This window comes from Variovorax sp. P2_H12, assembly GCF_056403395.1.
Genome location: NZ_JBFUFO010000008.1, coordinates 129,215 through 149,844, shown reverse-complemented (window position 1 = coordinate 149,844; position 20,630 = coordinate 129,215). Strand labels below are relative to the sequence as shown.

The following is a 20,630-nucleotide window of genomic DNA, read 5'->3' as shown; positions in this document are numbered from 1 at the left end:
TCGAACCGGATGCGCTGCGCCAGCGGCGTTCATGCTTGTGGCTCCTTGCGTGCGCGACGTCGCGCCTGAGGCGGCCAAGCATGGGCGAAAGTGGCGCCGCGATGCGGGCCGGCCGGCGCCGCGCCGCCACCCGGTTCGCCGAGCGCGGCGAAGCAGCTGCCGACGCGGGTGGCCAGGAAGGCCTCGAGCGCCACCCGCTCCTGCCCCACGAAACCGCGCGCCGGCAGGCGGCCCGTGCGCAGCAGCTCGAACACGCCGACCACGCCCGCCGCGGTGGCGAGTTCGATCGCGGTGCGGTCCACGCCGCGCAGGCGGCCGCCCTGGATGCGGGCCATGCGCGTTTCCTGCTCGAGGCGCCCGCCACGCAGGCCGGACGCCGAGGCGAACACGATCACCACGTCTTCCCGGCTGTGCGGCACGGCGTACTCCAGCACCTGCCGCAGCAGGTCCCGCCGCTCGGCCAGCCGCAGGTCGTGCAGCAGCAGCGCCATCGCATCGCGGTGGCCCGGGTAGCGCAGCGTCTTGTAGTCGAGGTTGCGCACGCGGCCCGCCAGCGTCTCGCACAGCGTGCCGAGCCCGCCCGAGGTGTTGAAGGCTTCGTAGGTGTCGCCGTCGAGCACCAATGTCTCGTGCCCTTCGAGGGGCTGCGCCGACACGGGCTGGCCCTGCACGATGGCCGCGCAAGGATGGCAGTATTCGTTGATGAGGCCGTCGATGCTCCAGGTGAAGTTGTAGCGCAGACCGTTGGTGGCGTGGCGAGAGAGAGCGCCGACGCGCAGATGCAGGTCGTGCAGTTCGTCGAACCGGCCGGCGAGGTGGGCCCCCAGCATGCCGATCACGCCGGGCGCCAGGCCGCACTGCGGCATCAGCACCGTGTCGGCCCCGTCGGCCAGGCCACGGATGACGTGGGTGGCCGCGACATCCTCCGTCAGGTCGAGGTAGTGCACACCGAGCGCGCGCGCGGCCGCCGCGACGCGCCCGGCCTGCTGGAAAGGCAGCGCGTTGATCAGCAGCTGGTGCCCGGCCAATGCCGCCGCCAGCGCCGCGTCGTCCCCGACATCGAGCACCGTGCGCCGCACCAGCCGGTCGTCCAGCGCGCGCCGCGGGGGTTCGCGGTCGGCGAGCGTGACCGGAATCCGGTGGTAGTCGGCCAGCATGTCGGCCACCGTGCCACCCACCTTGCCGGCCCCCAGCACCAGCACGTTGCGAATCGAGATCATCGGGTCCTCCCTGGCATCCATCGAATGCAAGAACAGACTCTAGGAGGCCCCGCCGTCAGGCGGAAGCCGCCATTGCGTCGAAGGACCGCCCTGCACGGACGAAACGACGGCCCGGACGATCGAAAGGTCAGCCAGCGCCGCAAGCCGGGCACGGCGAGAAAAAGATGCCGGCTTGTAAAGCCGTTGACATACGGCGCCGCGAGCCGTTCCTACACTGGATCGCCATCGACCCGATGTCCTTCACAAGACCACGGCCCGCTGCCTCAGCGCCTGCATCTCTCGAATCACGCAATGCGACTTGACCATCTCGATCAGGCCCTGCTCCTGCAGCTGCATCAGCACGTTGGAGGTCATGACCCGGCTCAGGCCGGCGAGGTTGGCCATCTCCTGGTGGGTGAACGAGATCCGTATCGCGACGCCCTGCCCTTGCGCCTCGCCGTAGGTGCCGGCCAACTGCACCAGGTGATGGACCACCCGCTGCGTCGCCGTCGCCTGGCTCAGCAGCAGGTTCTGGTGCGCCAGCACGCGCAGCTTGACATTCATGAGCCAGAGCACCTGGCGCATGCACGCGTCGTCGCGCGCCATGGACTGCAGCAGCTGGGCCAGCGCCACCTGCCGCGTGACCACGTCCGACGAGGCCACCGCGGTGACCGAATGCCGGCCGTCCAGGAACGCGCTGCATTCGCCGACCATCCCCTGCGTGCCGACGATGGCCAGGTGTTTCTCGTGGCCGGCCTCCGACAGCAGCACCAGCCGGACACGGCCCTGCTCGACGACGTGGACATGGGTCACGGCGTCGCCCTGCGAGAACAGGGTCTGCCCCTTGCGGAAGTCCACCCGCGGCGCGCCCTGCGCCATCAGCATCTCCCAGCGGAAATGCGGCACCTCGATCCACGCCGAAGGGGAAGCCGTCGTCTCTGCGTTCTTGTTCATCGCCTCGAAGCCCCGTCGTCCCGGCGGGCAGTTTCATGAAACATCCATTCTCCTCATACCGAAAGCTTTTTCCCATCCTGGACAACGCGGTGCAGCTGTCCAGCTGCTCGCAAAGCGCGCTGAGCCTGCCGGTGCGCCAGGCCATCGACGAGTACCTCGACGTCTGGGTGCGCCGCGGCGCCGACTGGGGCTACTGGATGGACCAGGTGGCCCTGGCGCGCGCCGAGTTCGCACGCATGATCCACGCCGATGTCGAGGACATCGCGGTGCTGGGCAGCGTGTCGGATGCCGCGTCGGCGATCGCCTCGGCGCTGCGCTTCGACGGCGGACGCCCCGACGTCGTCACGAGCACGCTGGACTTTCCCTCGATCTGCCACGTCTGGCTGGCACAGCAGCCGCGCGGCGCGCAGGTCCGCCTGGTTCCGGCCGAGGCGGGCCGCACCGACACCACCGCACGGGTCGCGGCGGCGGTCAACGACCGCACGGCACTGGTGTCGGTGTCGCAGGCCTGCTTCTATGACGGCCAGATCGTCGACATCGCGGCCACCGGCCGGGCTGCGCGCGCGCACGACGCGATCCAGTTCGTCGATGCCTACCAGTCCGCCGGCTCGATCGCGATCGACGTCCGCGCCCAGGAGGTCGACATCCTGGCCGCCGGTGCCCAGAAGTACCTGCTGGGCATTCCGGGCATCGCGTTTCTCTATGTGCGGCCTGCGCTGGCGCGGCAGCTCGTGCCCACGGTCACCGGCTGGTTCGGCCGCGTCAACCCGTTCGCCTTCGATCCCGCGCAGCTCGATTTCGCCGACAGCGCCACGCGTTTCAACACCGGCACGCCGCCCATGATGTGCGCCAGCGTCGCGCGCGCCAGCATGGCCCTGCTCAACGAGATCGGGGTGCCGGCGATCGAGGCCTACCTGCAGCAGCTGTCGGCCGTGGCCATCGAGGAGGCGGCGCGCCTGGACCTCGAGGTCGCGAGCCCCCTGGACCCCGCCGCCAAGGGCGCGAACACCGCGATCCGCATCGCCAACGCCGCCGCGGTCGAAGCGCAGATGCTGCAGTCGGGCTACGTGGTCTCGGCGCGCAACGACGTGATCCGGATCGCGCCGCACTTCTACAACACGGCCGACGACGTCGTGGGCGCCCTGCGCGCGCTGGCTCGCCTGACGCGATGACGGCCATCCACAGCGCTTCGGTCCACTGCCGCGCGAGCACGCAGCAGGCCCTGGACTTCCTTTGCGATGGCCTGGCGGTCGGCCAATGGGCCCTGGGCTGCTGGCAGACCGAGGCGGTCGGCGGCGGCATGGTGCGCGGCCACTCGCTGTTCGACGACACGCCGAGCTGGGTGCGCCCGGTCGTGGACCGGTCGCGCATGACCGTGACCTACCACGTGGGTGGCGCGCCCGATGCGCTCGCCCCCCGCATTCACGCCACGGTCGAGCCCGATGCGGCCACCGGCGGCTGCCGCATCGCCCTGCATGCGTCGCGCGGCGCCGACATGGACGACGCCCGCTGGCTGCGGCTGGTGCGCTGCCACGAGCTCGAGGTGCTGCTGATCCAGGCCCGCCTGGAACGCAGCGCCGCCACGGACGAGCCGCCGATTTTGAAACCACGATGAGGAACAGATCATGAACCGACGCCAACTCGGCCAGGCATTCAGCGGCCCGATCCGCGTGCTGGTGGGCTTCCCGCSGGGSGGCGCCACCGAGGTGGTGGCGCGCGCCGTGATCGACAAGCTCGGCAAGGCCATGAACGGCCAGGTGTTCGTGGTCGACAACAAGCCCGGCGCCGGCGGGCAGATCGCCGCCCAGCTGCTCAAGGCTGCGCCGGCCGACGGCTCGACCATCATGCTGTCGATCGACCACACGCAAGTGATCATTCCGCTGACCCTCGCCGCCGCCGGCTACGACCCGGTGGCCGACTTCACGGCGCTGGCCGGCGTGGCCTCCTACTACAACGTGCTCGCGGTCAGCGCCGCCACCGACGTCAAGACCATGGCCGAGCTCGGCGCCTGGGTGAAGGCCCATCCGAACGAGGCCAACTACGGCATCCCGGCGGCCGGCAGCGTGCCGCAGTTCATCGGCCACGTCATCGGCAAGTCCTTCGGCGTCACGATGAACTCGGTGCCCTACAAGGGTGGAGCCCCGATGGTGCAGGACCTGCTCGCGGGCCAGATCCCGATCGGCATTGCCTCGATGACCGAGTTGATCGAGTACCACCGCGCCGGCAAGGTGCGCATCCTCGCGAGCTCTGGCCAGGTGCGCAGCAAGACCGCGCCCGAGATCCCCACATTCCTCGAACTGGGCTACAGCGGCATCGACAAGAACCCGTGGCTGGCCTTCTTCGGGCCGAAGGGCTTGCCGGTCGAATTCGTCGACCAGTTCGACCGCGCGATGAAGATCGCCCTGGCCCAGCCCGACCTGCAGGAACGGCTGGCCAAGATGGGCAACGAGGTGACGCCGGCGCCGGCCAAGGAGGTCGAGCAGTGGGTGGTCGATGCCTCGCGCGGCTGGGGCAAGGTGATCCGCGACTCGGGGTTCAAGGCGCAATGAGCATCGACTCCGATACGCCACGCACGTTCATCCAGAGCGGCTCCCGCTGGGAGGAGCTGGCCGGCTACTCGCGCGCCGTGGTCGACGGCGACTGGATCTTCGTCTCGGGCACGCTGGGCCAGGTTTTCGCCACCGGCGAGTTTCCGGCCACCGCCGAGCAGCAGTGCGATGTCGCGCTCGACACCATCGAAAGCGCGCTGGCGCAGGCGCGGGCCAGCCTGGCCGACGTGGTGCGGGTGCGGGTCTATGTGCCCGATCGCGGCGATGTGATCGCGGTCAGCGGTGTGCTCAAGCGCCGCTTCGGCGCCAACCGCCCGGCCAACACCACGCTGTGCAGCGCATTGGCGGTCGAGGGCGCCAAGGTCGAACTCGAAGTCACCGCCCGGCGCCGCGCCTGAGTCTCCTTTTCCCTGTCTGATTGGAAGCCACGATGAACCTCCTGACCCAGCTGGCCACGGCCATGCGCGACCGGTCGGTCCGCACGATCGACCTCACCCACACCCTGAGCGAGGACTTCCCGCCATTGCAGCTGCCGCCGCAGTTCGGCCAGGTCGCCGCCTTCAAGATGGAGCGCATCTCGCGCTACGACGAGGCCGGCCCTGGCTGGTACTGGAACAACTTCACCTGCGGCGAGCACACCGGCACGCACTTCGACGCACCCGCGCACTGGGTCACGGGCAAGGACCATCCGCGCAACACGGTCGACACCATCGACACCGGCAACTTCATCGCGCCGGCGGTGGTGGTCGATGCCAGCGCCGAGGTCGCCGAGGATGCCGACTGGCTGCTGACGATCGATTTCCTGCAGGCCTGGGAAGTGCGCCACGGCCGCATTCCCGAAGGCGCCTGGGTGCTGCTTCGCACCGACTGGTCGAAGCGGATCGCCGACCCGGCCGCCTTCGTCAATATGCGCGACGACGGCGCCCATACGCCGGGGCCGACGCAGGAGGCGGTCGAGTGGTTGATCCGCGAGCGCAACGTGCATGGCTTCGGCGTCGAGACGATCAACACCGATGCGGGTCAATCGCATGGCTGGCCACTGGCCTATCCGTGCCACACCCTGATGCATGGCGCCAACCGCTATGGGCTGCAGTGCCTGAAGAACCTTGACCAGTTGCCGCCGACGGGAGCGCTGATCGTCTCTGCGCCGTTGAAGATCCAGGCGGGCTCGGGCAGTCCGTTGCGGGTGCTGGCGCTGGTCGAGGGCGATCCGGGCGGCTAGCCGCCCATCCGCTCGCCGGCGGCGCCCATCCTTCGCGGCTGCGCGGTCCGGAACTCTCATTCGGTTTCACTTGATCCGTGTCCGAATTGACGCACGTCAACAATTCGAGGGTCAACCTCGGACATGCTGCCCCTGTGGGACGGGCTCCCAGGAATTGCAGCTTCTTTCAACCACGTAGGGGGAATCTTCATGACGACCCGACGCGTTTTCGTGACCTCCGCGACCTTGCTCGCCTCGACGCCCGCGCTCGAGACCGCCAGGGCACAGGGCGCCGATGCGCCGGCGAAGCCGGCCGACTTCCTGTTCGTGCAGACGGCGAACAGCATGACCTACGACAAGACGAACGGCAAACTGACTCTGAAGGATGTGAGCCCGATCACGGTGTTCTTCTCCGACCGCCCTGAACACATCGCCGGAAACATGAAAACGGCAGCATTCGTTCCCTTCTGGAGCAAGGGCAAGGACAGCTTTCTTTCGGATCCGCCCAATGCCGACATCTCCATCATCGAAGGCAAGTCGATGCGGCAAGTGGTAGCGATCCTGCAGACGCCCGTACTGAAAGGCTCCGCCCTGTCCTACACGATCAAGGTCCTGCAGGGCAACATGCCGGCCAAGGGAGCGGAAGTCTCGGTGTTCATCGACGTCATCGGCATGCCCATGACGCCCGTGTCGTACGCCGGCGTCGCGCGGCGCAGCTACCGTCGCGCGGTCATTCGATAGGACGGAGCGCGCCGTTCAGTCCACGGCGCGATGGCGCGATGGACAAGCGCGCGTCAAGCGCTGCTCGACGATCCCCGCACCACCAACTCCCCCGGCAGCAGCAACTGGCGCGCCGGCCCTTCCAGGCCTCGCAGGCGTTCGAGCAGGCAGGTCGCCGCGACCCGGCCGATTTCCTCGGTCGGCTGCGCGATGGCGCTGAGCCCGGGGCCGATCAGCGGTGCCCATTCGGCGTCATCGAAACCGACGAAGCCGATATCGGTTCCGAAGCGCAAGCCCAGCCGCGCCATCGCCGCGGCCACGCGCAAGGTCACGACCGCATTGCCCGCCAGCACCGCGGCACGCTTGCCGCGCTTCGCACGCTTGTGCAGGGCGCGCAGCGCGGCATCGAGGCCCTCGCTGTCGTCACCCGTGCATTCGTACACCTCGCCGGCCACTCGCGGCTCGTGCGCCGCGATGCAGGCCCCGAAGGCCGCCGTGCGCTCGCGCCGCGAACTCACGCCCTTCTGCGGCTCCGTGATGTAGAGCAGCTCGCGGTGCCCGCCTTCGACCAGGTGGCCGCAGGCCGCGCGCATGGCCGCGGGGTTGTCCAGCGACACGAAGTCCGTGTGCATGCCCGCATGGCGCCGGTCCACCAGCACGGCGGGCTTGCCATACAGCGCATCGGCGTCGACCAGCCCCGCGCCGCGACCCAGCGTGTTGAGGATGAAGCCATCGACCTGGTAGCCGGCCAGCGCATCGATGGCCTCGCGCTCGCGGTCGATGTCGTTGCCCAGGTTGAACAGCATCACGAGGTAGCCGGCCTCCTGGCAGGCTTTCTCCGCGCCGCGCAGCACAGCCACCGAATACGGATTGGTGATGTCGGCCACGATCAGGCCGATCAGGCGCGATCGGCCGTGGCTCAGGGCCTGCGCCATCGGGCTCGGCGTGTAGGCCAACTGCGCGACCGCGGCCTCGACGCGGGCCGCGATGTCGGGACTCAGCAGCCGCTCGCGGTGGTTCAGGAACCGCGAGACCGTGGCCTTGGAAACGCCGGCCGCCTTGGCGACGTCGGCGATGGTGGCGCGGGCCGGGCGCTGCATGGAGGTTCGGGCGCTCAAGCGGATGCGGTGTCGTAGACGGCCGTGGGGCGCTCGCCGGCCAGCGCCCGCAGCAGATTGGTGGTCGCGAGTTCGGCCATCGCATGCCGGGTCTCGTGCGTGGCCGAGCCGATGTGCGGCAGCGGCGTCACGCGCGGATGGGTGCGCAGCGGCGAATCCGCGGGCAGCGGTTCGGTCGCAAAGACGTCGAGGCCGGCCGCACGCAGCGTGCCGCGCTCGAGCGCGGCGAGCAGCGCGTCTTCCTGCACCGTGGCGCCGCGGCCGCCGTTGATGAAGATAGCTCCCGGCTTCATCGCGGCGAAGAACTTCGCATCGACCATGCCGCGTGTGCTGTCCGACAGCGGCAGCATCGCGACCACGAAGTCGGCGCGGGCCAGCAGTTCGTCCAGCGGCGTGTGCGCGGCACGGCCCTGCAGCTCGGGCGCCTGCGCGGCCAGTTCCACCGGCCGGCGCGCGTGATAGAGCACAGGCATGCCGAATCCGAGCGCGGCCCGGCGCGCAACCGCCTGGCCGATGCGGCCGAAGCCCAGCAGGCCCAAGGTCTTGCCGTGGACGTCGAAGCCGAACAGATCCTCGCCGATGTTCTTCGTCCAGCGGCCTTCCCGCACCAGGTTCGAGAGCTCGACCACGCGCCGGCTGGTGGCCATCAGCAGGGCGAACACGGTGTCGGCCACGGTCTCGTCGAGCACGCCGGGCGTGTGGCACAAGGTGATGCCGCGCGCGTGCAGCGACGCCAGCGCGTAGTTGTCGACGCCGACCGAGACGCTGGACACCACTTCGAGCTGCGGCGCGCGCGCCAGCAGCGCATCGTCGACCGGGTAGCTGGAGCCGATCAGGCCATGGGCCTTGGCGAGCGCCGCGTCGAAGGCCGCGCGCTGCGCCGGCAGGCGTGGATTGGCGACCGTGACCTCGTGCACCGCCTGCAGGCGCGCGAGCTGGTCGTCGGGAAGCTCGCGAAACACCAGCACGTTCTTGCGGGCAGCAGTCACAATCCGGCCTCCTCGAGTTCTGCGCGAGTCGGCAGGCCCTCAGTATCGCCGAGGACCTGCACCGCGCGGGCGCCGATCCAGGCGCCGCGCCGCACCGCATCGGGCACCGCCTTGCCTTCGAGCAGCGCGCTGACCACGCCGGCCGCGAAGCCGTCGCCGGCGCCCACGGTATCGACGATGTCCTTCACAGGGAAGCCTTCGACTCGGCCACTGCCCGCGACATCGCTGTCGTAGTAGGCGCCCCCGGCACCGAGCTTCACGACCACCAGCCTGGCGCCGCGTGCACGGTAGAAATGCGCCACGCCCTCGGGCGTGCTTTCACCGGTGAGGAACAGGCCCTCCTCCAGGCCGGGCAGCACCCAGTCGGCGCGCGCCGCCAGGTCGTTGATCCAGTGCCGCATGGTCTCCGGCGACGACCACAGCGTCGGGCGCAGGTTGGGGTCGAAGGAAATCGTGCGGCCGGCCGCGCGCATCACGTCCATGCTCCTAATGGCCGCCTGCAGGCTGGTGTCGGAGATCGCCGCGAACACGCCGGTGGCGTGCAGGTGGCGCGCCGAGCGCAGCCAGGCCTCGTCGACATCGGCCGGGCCCATGTGGCTGGCGGCCGAGCCCTTGCGGTGGTATTCGACCGGCGGATCGCTGCCGTCGGTGACGCGCCCCTTGAACTGGAAGCCGGTGCGCTGGGCCGCATCGCTGATCACGTGCGAGCAGTCGATGCCTTCGGCCTGCATGGTGGCGAGCAGCGCGCGGCCCATCGAGTCGGTGCCGAGCCGGCTGGCCCAGCCGACCCGCAGGCCGAGGCGCGAAAGGCCGATCGCGACGTTGGTCTCGGCGCCCGCGGTGCGCTTGTGGAAGGCGGTGGCGTTCTCGATCGGCCCGGGCCGGTCGGCCACCAGCAGCAGCATGGCCTCGCCGAACAGCGCGACGTCGAAGGCGGCAGCAGAAGTGGAAGTGGAAAGAGAAGCGTCGGTCATCTCAGTTTTCTACAGGCCCGCGCCCCATGAAACCGATGCAGCCCGAAGCCGGGAATACCGCGGAACCGGCTTTGCCGGGCCGCTGGTATCGCCCCCTGGAGGGGCTGAGGTCCGCAGCTCCAAGCCTGCCTGCGCAGGCTTGGACGGACCCGAAGAGCCGCTGCCTCAGGCAGCGACTCGGGGCACCGCAGGCGCTTCGGGGGTGTTTCATATCACGGAGCGGATGTGGGTGATCTGGTCGCGCGTGACGGCCTGCAGGTCGTCACCGACCAGCGGGTATTCGATGGCGCGCGGCACATCGGCCGGCAGCGCCCGCAGCACGGCGCGCCAGGGCGCGACCGAATCGGCCAGCGGCACCGCCACCCACTTGGCCGGCAGCCGCTGCACACCCTTGCAGTGCACATAGCGCACGCGGCGGCCCAGCGCCTGGGCCGCCTGCAGCGGACACTCGCCGACCCAGTGCCAGTTGCCCATGTCGAAGGTCATGCCGAGCTCCAGCCCGGCGCGGTCGGCCGCGTCGAAGAAGGCCTGCAGCGCCGCAAGCGTCCCGGCGGCGACGGTCTGGTCGTTCTCGATCACGAGCTCGACCCGGGTCTCGGCGAGCTGCACCTTCAATCCCCACAGCGAACCGTGCGAGGCCGGGCCGAAGTCGCCGATCGACATCTTGAGCCGCCTGGCGCCCAGCGTGGTCGCGGCGGCGATGCCGCGGGCCAGCGCGGCGCTGTCGAGCCAGCCGCCTTCGGCCCAGAGGCCTTCGGGGCTGGAATAGACCGAGGCCAGCCCGGCCATGGCGGGCAGCTCCGAGGCCGGGTCGCGCAGCAGCTCGCCACGCACCTCGACGCTGTCGGCGCCCGCGGCGCGCGCCAGCTGCGCGCACCAGAGCTGGCCGTGGCGCCCGATCTCCGCGGCGCCGAAGGATGAAAGAGAAATCAGTACCGGCGTCATGTCGTCGATCGCGGCGTCAGTGCGCTTGATGGGAACTCAGGATTTGTCCGAGAAACTGGCGCGTCTTCTCGTGCTTGGGATGGCCGAAGAATTCGGCCGGCGGGCCCTGCTCGACGATCTGGCCGTCGGCCATGAAGATCACCCGGTCGGCCACGCTGCGCGCGAATCCCATCTCGTGCGTAACGCACAGCATGGTCATGCCGTCCTCGGCCAGGCCGATCATGGTGTCGAGCACTTCCTTGACCATCTCGGGGTCGAGTGCCGAGGTCGGCTCGTCGAACAGCATGATCTTGGGCGCCATGCACAGCGCGCGCGCGATCGCCACCCGCTGCTGCTGGCCGCCCGAGAGCTGGCTCGGGTACTTCTGCGCCTGCTCGGGAATGCGCACGCGCGTGAGGTATTTCATCGCCACCTCTTCCGCCTGCGACTTGCTCATGCCGCGCGAGCGCATCGGCGCCAGCGTGCAGTTCTGCAGGATCGTGAGGTGCGGGAACAGGTTGAACTGCTGGAACACCATGCCGACCTCGGCCCGCACGGCGTCGACGTTCTTGCCGCCGGCCGTGAGCTCGATGCCGTCGACCACGATGCGGCCCTTCTGCACCGTCTCGAGCCGGTTGATGCATCGGATAAGCGTCGACTTGCCCGAGCCCGAGGGCCCGCAGATCACGATGCGCTCGCCCGTGCGCACCGACAGGTCGATGCCGGTCAGCACCTGGAAGCTGCCGTACCACTTGTTCACCGACTCCATGCGGATGATCGGATCAGCGCCTGCGGCGGTCGTGACTGCGTCGGTCATGGATGTTCCCTGGAATCGGTCCGGTTTACTGCAGCTTCGGCAGGTCGGTCTGCAGCCACTTCTGGTACAGCTTGTTCAGCTCGCCGTTGGCCGTGTTCTTCGATACGAACTCGTTCACGTTCTTGAGCAGGTCGTCCTGGCCCGGGCGCATCGCGATGCCCATGGACTGCTGCAGCAACGTGAACTTGTTCTCGAAGGTGTTGGCCGGCACGCGCTTGGCGATCTGCGCCGCCACCGTGACCGAGCAGCCGATCGCATCGACCTGGCCCGACATCAGCGCCTGCATCGCCGAGGCGTCGTCGTCGAAGCGGCGGATCTCGGTGCCTTCGGGCGCTGCCTTGGTCACGGCCACGTCCTGCGTGCTGGCGCGGGCCACGCCCACGCGCAGGCCCTTCAGGTCGGCCGCGCTCTTGATCGGCGTGCCGCTCTTGCCGTACAGGACGACGGTCGCGGCCGCATAGGGCTGCGAGAACTGCACCTGCTTGGCGCGCTCGGGCGTCACGGCCAGCGAGGCCACCAGCAGGTCGACCTTGTTGGTCAACAGGAAGGGAATGCGGTTCGGACCGGTGACCGGCACGATATTGGCCTTGACGCCCCAGTCCTTGGCCAGCAGCTTGGCGACGTCGGCGTCGTAGCCGTCGGGCTGGTTCTTCGCGTCGGTGGTGCCATAGGGCGGGAAGTCGACCAGCATGCCGATCGTGATCTCGCCCTTTTTCTTGATGTCGGCCACGGTCTGGGCGGATGCGAAAGGGGCGAACGCGGTCAGTGCAGCGCCGAGCCCCAGGGCTGCAATCGCAGCGCGGCGGGTGGTGGAACGGATCATGTCAGGTCTCCTTGATTGAACAGAAAGAATGAGGAGCGATTCCGGGAACACCGCGGAACCGGCTTTGCCGGGCCGCTGGTGTTGCCCCCGGCGAGGGGGAAGGCGCGCGCGACACGAAGTGCGCGAAGACTGGGGGAGTGCTTCATCTCCCGAGCGCCTGTGCCCGCTTGCGCTCCATGCGCGCGGCCAGCAGCGACAGCGGCCAGCAGATGACGAAATAGATCGCGGCCACGGTAGTGAAGACGTGCAGCGGCTGGAAGGTGGCGTTGTTGATGATCTGCCCGGCGCGCGTGACTTCGGTGAAGCCGATGATGGCCGCCAGCGAGGTGCCCTTGATGATCTGCACCAGGTAGCCGACCGTCGGCGGCAGCGCGATCTTGAAGGCCTGGGGCAGGACGACGTCGCGCATGCGCGATGTGTAGTCGAGGCTCAGCGCCTCGGCCGCTTCCCACTGGCCGCGCGGGATCGCCTGGATGCAGCCGCGCCAGATCTCGCCGAGGAAGGCGGCGCTGTTGAGGATCAGCGCGACGCCGGCGGCGATCCACGGATTGATGTCGAGGCCCAGCACCGGCGCGCCGAAGAAGATCAGGAACAGCTGCAGCAGGAGCGGCGTGCCCTGGAAGACCTGGATGAAGGCGGTGGACAGCGCGCGGGCGATCTTGCTGTCGGAAGTGCGCGCGAGCGCGATCACGAGGCCCAGGATCGCACCGCCGACGAAGGCGATCGCCGACAGCGCCAGCGTCCATTGGGCCGCTTCGAGGATGAACAGGAATTCGGGAAAGCCGAAGGTACGCATGATGTTCAGCGCCGATCCGGATAGTTGAGGGTGCGCCTGTAGATCAGCTTGAACAGGGCCGAGAACGCGAGCGAGAGCGCCAGGTAGATGCCGGCGACCACGATGTAGATCTCGAAGCTGCGGAAGGTCTGCGACTGCAGGTTGGCGGCCACCGAGGTCAGGTCGTCGGCCGAGATCACCGACACCACGGCCGAGCTCAGCATCAGCAGGATGAACTGGCTCGTGAGCGCCGGGTAGATGGCCTTCAGCGCGGGCTTGATGATCACGAAGCGGAAGATCTCCCAGGGCTTCAGGTTGAGCGCCCGGCCCGCCTCGATCTGGCCCTTGGGAATCGACTCGATGCCGGCGCGCACGATCTCGGCGGCATAGGCGCCGAGGTTCACCACCATCGCCGTCAGCGCCGCGGTATAGGGCGACCAGCGCAGCCCGATGGCCGGCAGCGCAAAGAAGAAGAAGAACAGCTGCACCAGGAAAGGCGTGTTGCGGATGACCTCGATGTACGCGTTCACGATGAAGCGCAGCCAGGCCGGGCCCGAGGTCTTGCCCCAGGCGCAGAAGACCGCCACCACCAGGCCCAGCAGCGTGGCGACCAGCGACAGCTGGATCGTGATCCAGGTGCCTTTCAGCAGCAGCGGCCAGGCGGCGAAGACGGCGTCGAACTGGAATTGGTAGTTCACGGGGGGCGTCGATTCGAAACAGGTTCGGTGTGGGTGCACCGCGCGAAAAACGCACTTCGTCGCGGTGCAGCGCAGTATATGTGAAACCGGTTTCAGCACCACATTAGGGATTCCCCCTAGACACCCGCCCTGGACGCCGGCATGCCTACACTGCGGGATGCCGATCACAGACTTGGTGGACACCGAGGCAGAGATTTCCGGCGCAGTGGCCGCACCCGCCGTGCAGCACCTGCGCCAGACCCTCCTGTGGCCCTTGCGCCTGATGCCGACCGTGCGGCCGCGCCACGCACATCGCGGACCCTGGCAGGTGTTGCGAGACCTCGGCGACGCCTCGCCGTGGCGCGAGGAAATCGACGAATACACCGGCGCCAGCGACCGCTTCCACGAGCGCCACTACAACGAGTTCGTGAGCTTCCTGCCCTACGTGCAGCGCTTCCTGTACGGCGACGGCCGCAAGGGCCGCGCGGCCGGCGGCGCCAACGACGGCGACTCGCCGATGCGCGTGTTCCGCCGCAGCGACGTGGCCGCGGTGCGCGTGGTGGGGCGGCCCGGCGACGCACCGATCACGCTGCAGGTGGTGCACGTCGATCTCTACTTCTTCTTCGACGTCGATGTGGTGATGCTCAACGTCGAGGTCGGCGCCGACCAGCTGAGCCTGGCGCAGGCGCAGGAGATCCTCTACCGCTTCGGCCGCGCCTACCCCGGCGGCTGGGATGCGCAGGGCCAGGCGCTGCACTGCATGAGCAGCGTCGAGTGGCTGGCCGCCGACGGCAGCGTGCTCGCGTGCTCCGACGCGCAGCAGCGCGAGGCCTTCATGTCGCACGTGGCCGAGCATCGCGCGCCGCGGCTGGCCGCGCACTGGGCCTGGCTGATGCGGCCGCTGGTCAGCGACCATTCGGACGAGTCCGGCGCCCTGCGCTTCCGCCAGATCGAGTACTACCGCATGCCGGTGATGGCCTACCTCGCGCTCGACGACCCGCGCCGGCTCTCGCGCAACGATTTCATCCGGCTGGCGCTGGTGACCSGCGCGACCGAGCCGGCCACCAGCGCCGGCGGCCCCCTGCCCTACGCCGACGAACTGGTCGAGGACTTCGAGCGGCGCTACTGCTACGACCGCTTCTGGGTCGACGCCGGCGCGGCGCCGCGCACGCGCTACCTGTGCAACGGCCGCGCCCTCATCGTGATCGGCGACGCCCATGCCGAGTACTTCTGCTGCCGCGACCGCGGCGTGCTGGCGCAGTTCCGCCACCAGCACTTCCTGCTGTTCCTGATCGCGCACTTCCAGAAGGCGGCGCTGCTGATGTACTCCGACCGGCTGGTCGAGGCGCTGCGCATGCTCGACGTCCACGACGTCGCCAGCGTCAAGCGCTTCAAGCGCGCGATCCGCGCCAGCTTCGAGGGCTTCCTTCGTTTCACGCACCGCTACTGGTTCCACGAGATCTCGGAACAGGCGCAGGTGCGCGCGCTGTCGCACCTGTGCGCCACGCACCTCGGGCTCGATCCGCTCTACGACGAAGTCAAGGAACGCATCGCCGACATGAACACCTACCTGGACGCCGACAGCCTGCGAAGACAGGCCAACACGGTGGTGCGGCTCACGGTGGTCACCCTCTTCGGCCTCATCGGCACCATCACCACCGGCTTCCTCGGCATGAACCTGCTGGCCGAGGCCGAGTCGCCGCTGTGGCGCAAGCTGATCTGGTTCGGCATCGTCTTCGTCTTCACGACCTGGCTCACGGTCTACACGATGGTCAAGTCGAAGCGGCTGTCGGACTTCATCGATGCGCTGTCCGACGAGCGCCACACGCTGCGCACCAAGCTCGGCGTGCTGGCCCGGGTCTGGCGACCGGGTTCGGACTGAGTGCTCACCCGACCCAGGGGCGGAACCTCAGCGCGGCAACCAGACCTCGATCGCGCCGGGGTCCGCCGCGATCGGGCGCGGCAGCAGCTTGATGACCCAGGGCTGCCCGGTCGGCGACGCCGCGGTCTGGATCAGGGCTTGGGCGCAGGCGCGCGAGGACTCCTCGCGGATCACCACGGTCGGCACCGGATGGCCGACCGGCGGCGCGCGTCCGGCGCGGCGCGAGGTGCTCAGCAGGTCCTCGATCGGCGGCACCGACGCGCCCAGCGCACGCCAGGGACCACGCCAGGCACGGGCCTTGTCGCGCAGCCCGGTGCCATAGGTCAGGATGTAGACCACCGCACCGTCGCAGGCGTCCGGGGCGACCGGCGCGGGTGCCGGCTGCGGCGCGCTCGTGCCGTCGGGCGACGGGGCATAGGTGGGCGGTGGCGCGGCCGAGATCGGCGGCGCGGCCGCCACCTGCTCGTCGCGGCCTGCCCCCGTGAGCCGGTCGCGCACCCACACCGCCAGCCGGAACGGAACCGGCAGGATGCCGCTGCAGTTCTGCTTCGAGCCGGTCTGGCCGCTGTAGTCGCGCGCCCAATAGCGCGGTGCGCACGGCGGCGCCTGCGCAGGCTGCAGGCAGTCGATGCCGTTGCCCGGATCGAGCAAGCGCGCGCAGGCCGGCGAGCGATGCTCCGCGGCTTCGCTCGCGCAGGCCTGCTTGGCGTCGTCGACCAGGCGCACCGACAGGCGGAACTTGGCCATGAAGTTGTCGCTGCCCTCCCGGCACAGCAGATCGCCGGTACGCAGCAGTTCGGCCGCCAGCAGGGCCGGCGCATCGCCGCCTCCACCGCCGGTGCGCAGATGGGCCCAGCGTTCGGTGAGGTCCTTGAAGGCGCTGTTCTCCGACTTCTCCTGGTCGGCGCGCKGCGCGCGCCAGCTGTCGATGCCCTGCCAGGCGGCGACGCCGAAGGTGGCGGCGGTGCCGATGCCGATCGATGCCGTGACCGCGCCGGCCTTGAGCACGCGGGCCTGCAGCCGGCTCATCGACCCCACCGCGGTGGCCGTGGCGCTGTCCTTGTCGCTCGCCTTGGCGCTGCGGGCGCTCGAATCCGGCTGGCCGTCATCGAGCACGAACAGGCCCGGTGCACCGAGCGCCACGTGCTCCAGCAATTCCTCGTCGAGCCGGAAGCCGATCTCCGAGCCGAGGCGGAAGTAGCTCTCCCACTGGGCCTCGTCGAAGAACTGGTCGGTGGTCGGCTGCTGCGGGAACAGCGGATTGGCGGCCTTGAAGTTCACCAGGTCGACCGGGAGCGAGGCCGAGACATTGGGCTTCACCAGCACGATCTGCCCCGTGGCGCCGCTCGCGTAGCGGACCTGTGCGAGCGCCAGGCAGGCCTGGCTGGTCGGCGAGGCCAGGTCGTTGAGCGAGCCGAAGGCACCCAGGTGCGTCCACTCGGCGCCGGGCTGCGGCTTCATGAAGGTGATTTCGGCGTTGAGGTCGATGCGGGCGCGACGGATCAGGATCTCGAGGTCGCAGAAGCGGTAGTCCGGGTCGGCGCCGCAGTCGGCGATCACGATCAGGGCGGCCTCCTGACGCAGCAGCGCGTAGGCACCGGTGTTCTCGAAATGGCCGCCGTCGCTCAGGTACCAGTTGGCCGAACTGCTGCCCGGAAAGGCGCCGAAGCACTCGAGCAGCAAGAAGCGCGTCTTCATCAACAGCGGGCTCGCATGCACCACCGCGCCGCGCTGCATGATGCCGGCGCCGGCGCTGTTCCACCAGTAGCCCAGCCGCAGGCCCGCGAACACCGACAACGCCGAGATGCCGCGCTTGGTGAGCCGCCCGAGCCCGGGCGCGAAGGCCGCGCCGGAGATCGCCATCCACGCGCCCAGCGTGAGCGCGCCGTCGCCGTGGGCCTGGGCCCACTGGGCGCCGCCGGCCTGCATCCAGCCGAGCGGCCCGATGGTCAGCGGCTGGCTCTTGCGGTCGCGGTTGAAGAGCCGATCCTTGGTGCCGTGCGTCTGGTTGATGCAGACGTTCGCCAGGTGCACCGGCCCACCGCGGGCCTGCGGCGCGTAGCGCAACTGCGAGATGTCATCGTGCGCGTCGACCTCGCCCACCGGCACCTGCGGGGGCTCCAGCCCCGACATCCTGTCGGTCGGCCGGGCGCCGAGCCGCCGCGCATTGGCGGCCCCGAGGTAGCCGCGCACGATGCGCGCCTTGTAGAACATGTGCAGCGACGAGGCATTCAGGAAGGCAAAGTTGCGCCCGGTCGCCAAGGCATAGATGCCGATGATCACGGCGATCGTGCCGAGCCAGGCCCAGCCGCGCATGAAGTCCAGCCCCGCCGGCGTGAAGACCGGCAGCAGCACCGCCGCATACACGACGCCGATCCACCAGGCCGCGAGGCAGAAGGCCAGCACCAGCCCGAGCAGACTGGCGAGCGTCATCACCAGCGTCTTGCCGATGCCGGGCAGCTCCTGCCGGTGCGACAGCAGCATCGGCAGCACGCCGCGCAGCACCGCGGCGGCCACCAGCAGCACCGCACCGTACGAAACCCGCTGCTCCTGGCCCTCGGCGGCCAGCCACCAGGCGCTGCGGTCGAGCAGGCCGAGCATCACGATGAGGAGCGCGGTGTTGAGCACCGAGGCCAGCCGGTCGGTCAGTTCGTTGCGCAGTTGGGCCGGCGACTGCCTGCGGCTGCGGTACAGCACCCACAGCAGGGCCACGACCCAGCAGGCGGCAAACGCCTCGAAAGCCGGCGCCAGCCAGGGCGGGCCGCTGTAGCGCAGCATCAGCGCCGGTGCGACGACGGCAGCGCCGATGCCCAGCGCCAGCCACATCGCCGCCTGCAGCAGCATCGACGAGATGGACAGCCGGTCACGCACCGACCAATAGGCGCAAGCCAGCACCACCGAGGCGAGGAAGGGCCCGACCAGCGTGAACCACAGCGTCGGCCATCGCGTGGCCCACTCGACCACCAGGCGCATGTACTGCATGGCGTCGAGATCGGTGGTGCGCACCACCGCGTCGGGCGGCACCCGGTTGAGGTCGACCGCGCGGAACACGGCATCCCACAGCAGCAGGTTGGTGGCCGCCAGCACCATGCCGATCAGGCTGGCGGCGATCGCGAGCTCGATGTGGGTGGCCAGCAGGTTGCGCAGATAGAGCGCGGTGGCGAACAGCGTGTCGCGCAGGCCACCCGGAATCAGATAGCGGCCATTGGCGCGCAGCCACCAGCCGAAGCGTGCGCGGTCGACGTCGGCGAGGGCGCGCTCGATCTCGCGCACCTCCTCGGCCGACTGGGCATCGGTGCACAGCCGACCGAGCGCTGCGCCGATGTAGCCGCCGCCCGACACGGTCGACATCAGGTCGAACTTGAGCAACTGCCGGCGTGCCGCCAGCGCCTTCAGCAGGCCCAGGCAGAAGGTGGCGCTGCGGATGCCCCCACCCGACAGCGCCAGCCCCCAGGGCCGTCGCCCGTCGTCGGCGCCATGCAGGGCGCGTCGACGCTCGGCGACCAGCTTCTGGATGGTCTCGTCCATTCGGCTCCTCGTCGTTCGATGCAATATTTCATGCACGAGTCGATCGATCAATGGCTCGAACGGCCTATGCCGCAGCACAAGGGCTGCGCGGTTCCTGTTGCGGTGGATTGGTTAAGCTCGCGCCGCCCCGTCCACCTCCCGCTCCTTCAGGATCACCCCCCCATGGCGACAGCGCCCCCCGACACCCTGCCCACAGCGCAACCGCACCGACTGCGGCGCCTGTGTGCGGGCCTTGCGACGGCGGCGTGCACGCTGCTGGCCGCCTGCACGACCAGCGGCGTTTGCGAAAGCCCCTATGTCCGGTCGCCGCAGTTCAAGGGCTGCGGCTTCCAGAACCCGCCGAACCCGGATGCCCTGCCCTCGGCCAGCGGCTGGAAGATCTGGTCGCGATTCCTGTTCGAAAGCAAGATCGACACCGTGCCGACCGATCCGATTCCGGTGCAGGCCCTCGACGCCGCGATGCTGCAAGCACTGGACCCGCAGACCAACCACCTGGTCCGGCTCGGGCATTCGTCGCACCTGCTCAAGCTGCAGGGCAAGTTCTGGCTGATCGATCCGGTGTTCAGCGAGCGCGCCTCGCCCTTCCAGTGGCTGGGCCCGCGGCGCTTCCACAAGCCGCCGATCGCGCTCGAGCAGCTGCCGCCGATCGACGGGCTGATCCTCTCGCACGACCACTACGACCACCTCGACACCGCGACCATCGAGTACCTGGCGCAACGGGTGCGGCGCTACTTCGTGCCGCTGGGTGTCAAGGCGCGGCTGGTCGAGTTCGGCGTGGCGGCCGACCGGGTCACCGAGCTCGACTGGTGGCAGGACGCGCAGTACGACGGCGTCCGGCTCACCGCCACGCCGGCGCAGCATTTCTCGGGCCGCACCCTGAACGATCGCAACCGCACGCTGTGGGCGTCGTGGGTGGTCCAGAGCGGCGGCCAGCGCATCTTCTACAGCGGCGACTCGGGCTACTTCAGGGGCTTCCGCGACATCGGCGAGCGCTTCGGCGGCTTCGACCTGGCGATGATGGAGAACGGCGCCTACGACGCCTACTGGCCCTCGGTCCACATGACGCCCGAGGAGAGCGTGCAGGCCTTCGAGGACCTGCGCGGCAAGGTGCTTTACTCGGTGCACAACAGCACCTTCGACATCGCCTTCCACACCTGGCACGACCCGCTGGACCGCATCGCCGACCTGTCGGAAAGCAAGCAGATCACAATCGCCACGCCGGTGATCGGCGAAGTGCTGACGATCGGCCAGCCGCGCACCAACCTGCGCTGGTGGGCCGGTCTGAAGTAGCGGCCCTCGGTGGGCAGCCGGGGCTCAGCGCTTCTGCCGCCGCTCCCGCGCCCGCCGCACCTGCCGGCTCTGCCCGGCCTCGGCCGCCGCGCGGGCCTGCCGGGCCTTCTTCTGCCGCCGCCGGCTCGACAGCCAGCGGCCGAGCGCGAAGCTCGCGAGGCCGCYCACGACCGCGATCACGAGTCCGATGATTCCGATTTCCATGCGCGC

General features: G+C 69.3%; 20 protein-coding genes. 8 read left to right on the top strand and 12 right to left on the bottom strand.

Annotation, left to right across the window (positions count from 1 at the left end; genetic code table 11):
- Nucleotides 1-29: 29 nt before the first annotated feature.
- Entirely contained in the window at nucleotides 30-1,241 is a 1,212-nt protein-coding gene (locus AC1DYK_RS07595) for a saccharopine dehydrogenase family protein (protein ID WP_478156255.1), read from the bottom strand.
- A 219-nt stretch (nucleotides 1,242-1,460) separates the two neighbouring features.
- Nucleotides 1,461-2,153, bottom strand: a complete 693-nt coding sequence (locus AC1DYK_RS07590) for a Crp/Fnr family transcriptional regulator (RefSeq protein ID WP_478086073.1) — start codon at nucleotides 2,151-2,153, stop codon at nucleotides 1,461-1,463.
- A gap of 89 nt (nucleotides 2,154-2,242) precedes the next feature.
- On the opposite strand from AC1DYK_RS07590, the gene AC1DYK_RS07585 reads away from it, so the two are divergent.
- From AC1DYK_RS07585 to AC1DYK_RS07560, 6 genes are all read left to right on the top strand, one after another.
- Nucleotides 2,243-3,325 carry an aminotransferase class V-fold PLP-dependent enzyme gene (locus AC1DYK_RS07585; RefSeq protein ID WP_478086074.1) on the top strand — a complete coding sequence of 361 codons (1,083 nt, stop codon included), beginning with the start codon at nucleotides 2,243-2,245 and terminating at the stop codon, nucleotides 3,323-3,325.
- Nucleotides 3,322-3,768 (top strand): hypothetical protein, encoded by a 447-nt coding sequence (locus AC1DYK_RS07580; protein WP_478165694.1) that lies wholly within the window; start codon nucleotides 3,322-3,324, stop codon nucleotides 3,766-3,768. Before AC1DYK_RS07585 ends, AC1DYK_RS07580 begins: the two co-directional genes overlap by 4 nt.
- A 10-nt stretch (nucleotides 3,769-3,778) precedes the next feature.
- Nucleotides 3,779-4,702 (top strand): Bug family tripartite tricarboxylate transporter substrate binding protein, encoded by a 924-nt coding sequence (locus tag AC1DYK_RS07575; protein WP_478165693.1) that lies wholly within the window; start codon nucleotides 3,779-3,781, stop codon nucleotides 4,700-4,702.
- Complete coding sequence (locus AC1DYK_RS07570; RefSeq protein WP_478165692.1) at nucleotides 4,699-5,100, top strand: RidA family protein; 402 nt, start codon at nucleotides 4,699-4,701, stop codon at nucleotides 5,098-5,100. Before AC1DYK_RS07575 ends, AC1DYK_RS07570 begins: the two co-directional genes overlap by 4 nt.
- Before the next feature lie 32 nt (nucleotides 5,101-5,132).
- Nucleotides 5,133-5,924, top strand: a complete 792-nt coding sequence (locus AC1DYK_RS07565) for a cyclase family protein (RefSeq protein WP_478165691.1) — start codon at nucleotides 5,133-5,135, stop codon at nucleotides 5,922-5,924.
- A 123-nt stretch (nucleotides 5,925-6,047) separates the two neighbouring features.
- Nucleotides 6,048-6,644, top strand: coding sequence for a hypothetical protein (locus tag AC1DYK_RS07560; protein ID WP_478165690.1), 597 nt, complete (start codon nucleotides 6,048-6,050; stop codon nucleotides 6,642-6,644).
- A 53-nt stretch (nucleotides 6,645-6,697) separates the two neighbouring features.
- Here AC1DYK_RS07560 and AC1DYK_RS07555 read toward each other — a convergent pair whose 3' ends face one another.
- The 8 genes from AC1DYK_RS07555 to AC1DYK_RS07520 form a co-directional block, all read right to left on the bottom strand.
- Complete coding sequence (locus tag AC1DYK_RS07555) at nucleotides 6,698-7,723, bottom strand: LacI family DNA-binding transcriptional regulator (protein WP_478165719.1); 1,026 nt, start codon at nucleotides 7,721-7,723, stop codon at nucleotides 6,698-6,700.
- Between the two features lie 14 nt (nucleotides 7,724-7,737).
- Nucleotides 7,738-8,730: a 2-hydroxyacid dehydrogenase gene (locus tag AC1DYK_RS07550; protein ID WP_478165689.1), complete on the bottom strand. Its 993-nt coding sequence runs from the start codon at nucleotides 8,728-8,730 to the stop codon at nucleotides 7,738-7,740.
- Nucleotides 8,727-9,704 (bottom strand): sugar kinase, encoded by a 978-nt coding sequence (locus AC1DYK_RS07545; protein ID WP_478165688.1) that lies wholly within the window; start codon nucleotides 9,702-9,704, stop codon nucleotides 8,727-8,729. Before AC1DYK_RS07545 ends, AC1DYK_RS07550 begins: the two co-directional genes overlap by 4 nt.
- 207 nt (nucleotides 9,705-9,911) lie before the next feature.
- Nucleotides 9,912-10,649: a sugar phosphate isomerase/epimerase family protein gene (locus AC1DYK_RS07540; protein WP_478165687.1), complete on the bottom strand. Its 738-nt coding sequence runs from the start codon at nucleotides 10,647-10,649 to the stop codon at nucleotides 9,912-9,914.
- 16 nt (nucleotides 10,650-10,665) lie between these two features.
- Nucleotides 10,666-11,445 carry an amino acid ABC transporter ATP-binding protein gene (locus AC1DYK_RS07535; protein WP_478165686.1) on the bottom strand — a complete coding sequence of 260 codons (780 nt, stop codon included), beginning with the start codon at nucleotides 11,443-11,445 and terminating at the stop codon, nucleotides 10,666-10,668.
- 25 nt (nucleotides 11,446-11,470) lie between these two features.
- The gene (locus tag AC1DYK_RS07530; RefSeq protein ID WP_478165685.1) at nucleotides 11,471-12,268 is read right to left on the bottom strand and encodes a transporter substrate-binding domain-containing protein; all 798 of its coding nucleotides are present in this window, start codon (nucleotides 12,266-12,268) and stop codon (nucleotides 11,471-11,473) included.
- A 142-nt stretch (nucleotides 12,269-12,410) separates the two neighbouring features.
- Entirely contained in the window at nucleotides 12,411-13,064 is a 654-nt protein-coding gene (locus AC1DYK_RS07525; RefSeq protein ID WP_478165684.1) for an amino acid ABC transporter permease, read from the bottom strand.
- 5 nt (nucleotides 13,065-13,069) lie between these two features.
- Nucleotides 13,070-13,741: an amino acid ABC transporter permease gene (locus AC1DYK_RS07520; protein ID WP_442281436.1), complete on the bottom strand. Its 672-nt coding sequence runs from the start codon at nucleotides 13,739-13,741 to the stop codon at nucleotides 13,070-13,072.
- Nucleotides 13,742-14,003: 262 nt separating this feature from the next.
- Here AC1DYK_RS07520 and AC1DYK_RS07515 point away from each other — a divergent pair, with 262 nt between their 5' ends.
- Nucleotides 14,004-15,602 carry a hypothetical protein gene (locus AC1DYK_RS07515; protein WP_478165718.1) on the top strand — a complete coding sequence of 533 codons (1,599 nt, stop codon included), beginning with the start codon at nucleotides 14,004-14,006 and terminating at the stop codon, nucleotides 15,600-15,602.
- Nucleotides 15,603-15,629: 27 nt separating this feature from the next.
- Here AC1DYK_RS07515 and AC1DYK_RS07510 read toward each other — a convergent pair whose 3' ends face one another.
- On the bottom strand, nucleotides 15,630-19,130 hold the full coding sequence (locus AC1DYK_RS07510) for a patatin-like phospholipase family protein (RefSeq protein WP_478165683.1): 3,501 nt from the start codon (nucleotides 19,128-19,130) through the stop codon (nucleotides 15,630-15,632).
- 162 nt (nucleotides 19,131-19,292) lie between these two features.
- On the opposite strand from AC1DYK_RS07510, the gene AC1DYK_RS07505 reads away from it, so the two are divergent.
- The gene (locus AC1DYK_RS07505) at nucleotides 19,293-20,420 is read left to right on the top strand and encodes an MBL fold metallo-hydrolase (protein WP_478165682.1); all 1,128 of its coding nucleotides are present in this window, start codon (nucleotides 19,293-19,295) and stop codon (nucleotides 20,418-20,420) included.
- 24 nt (nucleotides 20,421-20,444) lie between these two features.
- Here the strand turns inward: AC1DYK_RS07505 and AC1DYK_RS07500 are convergent, their stop codons facing one another.
- Complete coding sequence (locus tag AC1DYK_RS07500; protein WP_478165681.1) at nucleotides 20,445-20,624, bottom strand: hypothetical protein; 180 nt, start codon at nucleotides 20,622-20,624, stop codon at nucleotides 20,445-20,447.
- Nucleotides 20,625-20,630 lie beyond the last annotated feature (6 nt).